The 3,407-nt window shown below is 64.4% G+C and carries 3 protein-coding genes; all 3 read left to right on the top strand.

Annotation, left to right across the window (positions count from 1 at the left end; all coding sequences use genetic code 11):
- Positions 1–171 precede the first annotated feature (171 nt).
- Positions 172–1,095 (top strand): LysR family transcriptional regulator, encoded by a 924-nt coding sequence (locus tag ACODRX_RS25750; RefSeq protein ID WP_488874393.1) that lies wholly within the window; start codon positions 172–174, stop codon positions 1,093–1,095.
- 59 nt (positions 1,096–1,154) lie between these two features.
- Positions 1,155–2,054, top strand: coding sequence for an HTD2 family dehydratase (locus ACODRX_RS25745; protein WP_488874392.1), 900 nt, complete (start codon positions 1,155–1,157; stop codon positions 2,052–2,054).
- A 63-nt stretch (positions 2,055–2,117) separates the two neighbouring features.
- Positions 2,118–3,284, top strand: a complete 1,167-nt coding sequence (locus tag ACODRX_RS25740) for an acyl-CoA dehydrogenase family protein (RefSeq protein WP_488874391.1) — start codon at positions 2,118–2,120, stop codon at positions 3,282–3,284.
- The last annotated feature ends 123 nt before the right edge of the window (positions 3,285–3,407 follow it).

Raw genomic sequence — 3,407 nt, 5'->3', positions numbered from 1 at the left:
GCGGGTTGGATGGGGAGGGGCTGCTCATGGTGGTTCGGGGGGCTTGCGCCAAATACATGGATTCAGGCGCTATCTTCCCGAGCCGGCTGGCTTTCTACAATCACAGAGTTTGCGAGTCAGCCTCTTGTTTTATTGAAGGCTTGTGCCGCATGGTAGAAACCCTAGTTCAATATGGAATTCGATCTCAAGGATTTGCGGCTCTTTGTTTTGATAGCGCAAACAGGCAGTTTGACAAGGGCTTCTGGCTTGTCCCATCTGTCCCTGGCGGCCGCCAGCGCGCGGGTGCGGGCATTGGAGCGGCAGTTAGGCCTGCCTTTGTTGATTCGAGAGGCTCGTGGGGTACGGCTGTCGGGTCCGGGCGAGGCGTTTTTGCATCACGCGCGTGCCATGCTGCAGCAGTCGCGCCAGCTCCAGGCGGATTTACATGAATACGGCGCGGGCTTGCGCGGCCATGTGCGCATATTTGCCAATACCACGGCGGTGACGGATTTCATGCCCGACATCCTGGCTGCCTACCTGGCCGCGCATCCCCACATCAGCGTGGACTTACAGGAGCATCCCAATGCGGGTATTGCCGCCGATATCCGCGATGGCCGGGCCGACCTGGGTATTGTGGCCGGTGAGGTGGACACGCATGGCCTGCAGGCGCTGCATTTCAGCACCGACCGCCTGGTGCTGGTGACACCGGATGTGCCGCAGTGGACGGAGCTGGCGCAGGTGGCGTTTGCCGAGGTGCTCCACGAGCATTTCGTGGGCATGCACCGAGGCAGCACCTTGCAGACGTTTCTCGACCAGGTCGGCCAGCAGCTGGGGCATGTGCTCAAGCTGCGGATCCAGCTCTATAGCGTGGAGACCATGTGCCGCATGGTCGCTGCGGGTGTGGGTATTGCCGTGGTGCCGGAGAGCGTTGCTCAGCGTCTGCGTGGCATGTTGCGTCTGCATCAGGTCATACTGACCGATGCCTGGGCGGTGCGCCCACGTTACATGCTGGTGGCGCAGGAGCGGCAGGTGTCTGTGCACCTGCAGGAATTGATCGATGCCATCCAGGCCTACCATCGCCCTGATCCGGCATCTTCCTGCCTTCACGGGTGCTAAAGGATGCGTTTCAATTTCCCGGATTGCGCGCCCTGGCATTGCCTGCGAGCATGCCGACCATGCAATCCGATACCTCCACCCCCGCGACCTCGCTGACGCTCGAGCAGGTGGCGCACCTGCAGTCCTGGATCGGCAAGTCCGAGACCCTGGGCGACCAGATTTGCGCCCATGCCGTGGGCGCGATGTCCGCCACGCTGGACCGCGACGACGATCTGCTGCCGGCGGCCGGCAGCGCGCTGCCGCCGCTGTGGCACTGGATGAATTTCGCCCATGTGGTGCGCCAGGGCCAGCTGGGCGCCGACGGGCACCCGGCGCGCGGCGGCTTTTTGCCGCCGGTGCCGCTGCCGCGCCGCATGTGGGCCGGCAGCCGCGTGCAGTGGAGCCCCGAGAACCCGCTGCGCGTGGGCGAGGCGGTGCAGCGCAGCTCGCGCATCCTGGCGGTCGAGCACAAGAAGGGCCGCTCGGGCGAGCTGCTGTTCGTGCGGGTGCGGCACGAGTCGGGCAATGCGCAGGGCGTGTCCGTCGCCGAGGAGCAGGACATCGTCTACCGCGCCGCCGCCCAGCCAGGCGAGCCGGCGCCCCAGCCCACCGCGGCCGAGCGCAACGCCGCCTGGACGCGCGAGATCACGCCCGACCCGGTGCTGCTGTTCCGCTACTCGGCGCTCACCTTCAACGGCCACCGCATCCACTACGACCGCAGCTACGTCACGCAGGAAGAGGGCTACCCCGGCCTGGTGGTGCACGGCCCGCTGATCGCCACGCTGCTGATCGACCTGCTGCGCCGCAACGCGCCGGACGCGGTGGTGACCGATTTCTCCTTCAAGGCGGTGCGCCCCACCTACGACCTGCACCCCTTCGCGGTGCTGGGCCAGCCGGAGGGCGACGGCAAGACCATCCGCCTGTGGGCGCACGACCACGAAGGCTGGCTCACCATGCAGGCCACCGCCAAGATACTCTGAAAACCATAGCTGCTGGCGGCCACCCGACAGGCGCTTCAAACACTTTTTACTGAAATACCTACCATGCTCGAAAAGACTTCTTCCAACAACTACCACGAGATCCGCGACGCGGTGCGCGCGCTGTGCGCCGAGTACCCCGACGAGTACTTCCGCAAGATCGACGAGGCGCGCGGCTACCCCGAGGATTTCGTCAACGCGCTGACCCGCGCCGGCTGGATGGCCGCGCTGATCCCGCAGGAGTACGGCGGCCCGGGCCTGTCGATGGCCGAGGCCTCGGTCATCATGGAGGAGATCAACCGCTCGGGCGGCAACTCGGGCGCCTGCCACGGCCAGATGTACGTGATGAACACCATCGTCTTCAGCGGCACCGAGGCACAGAAGCAGAAATACCTGCCCAAGATCGCCGCCGGCGAGCTGCGCGTGCAGTCCATGGGCGTGACCGAGCCCACCACCGGCAGCGATACCACCAAGCTCAAGACCACCGCGGTCAGGAAGGATGGCCGCTGGGTCATCAACGGCCAGAAGGTCTGGATCAGCCGCGTGCAGCACAGCGACCTGCTGATCCTGCTGGCGCGCACCACGCCGATCGACCAGGTGCAGAAAAAGAGCGACGGCCTGTCGTGCTTCATCGTCGAGCTGGACAAGGCCATCGGCAACGGCCTCACGGTGCGCCCCATCCTGAACATGGTCAACCACGAGACCAACGAGCTGTTCTTCGACAACCTGGAGCTGCCCGAGGACGCGCTGCTGGGCACCGAGGGCAAGGGCCTGAAGGTGATCTTCGACGGCCTGAACGCCGAGCGCACGCTGATCGCCGCCGAGTGCATCGGCGACGGCTACTGGTTCCTGGAGCGCGCCCGCAACTATGCCAACGAGCGCAAGGTGTTCAACCGCCCGATCGGGCAGAACCAGGGCATCCAGTTCCCGCTGGCCGAATCCTTCATCGAGCTGGAGGCCGCCAACCTGATGCGCTGGCGCGCCTGCGAGAAGATCGACGCCCGCCAGCCGGCCGGCACCGAGGCCAACATGGCCAAGTACCTGGCCGCCAAGGCCAGCTGGGAGGCGGCCAACGCCTGCCTGCAGACGCACGGCGGCTTCGGCTTCGCCTGCGAATACGACATCGAGCGCAAGTTCCGCGAGACCCGTTTGTACCAGGTGGCGCCGATCTCCACCAACATGATCCTGAACCACGTGGGCGAGCATGTGCTCGGCCTGCCGCGTTCATTCTAAAAAAGTGAGCTGCTAGCGCTTGTTATATAAGGATTTCAAAGTGTTTTCATATTGAAATCGTTTATTCATAAACGCTGGCAGCTATTTATTTGATAACTACACTCGGCTCCGGAGACCCCATGA

The sequence above is a fragment of the Comamonas sp. FG99 genome, assembly GCF_057808605.1.
Note: the sequence above shows the minus strand (reverse complement) of the source record. Positions and strands in the feature narration are given on the sequence as shown.

What these genes read in the sequence shown, in the direction of transcription:
- ACODRX_RS25750 (WP_488874393.1), top strand. Translation starts at nt 172, where the DNA reads ATGGAATTCGATCTCAAGGATTTGCGGCTCTTTGTTTTGATAGCGCAA.
- ACODRX_RS25745 (WP_488874392.1), top strand. Translation starts at nt 1,155, where the DNA reads ATGCAATCCGATACCTCCACCCCCGCGACCTCGCTGACGCTCGAGCAG.
- ACODRX_RS25740 (WP_488874391.1), top strand. Translation starts at nt 2,118, where the DNA reads ATGCTCGAAAAGACTTCTTCCAACAACTACCACGAGATCCGCGACGCG.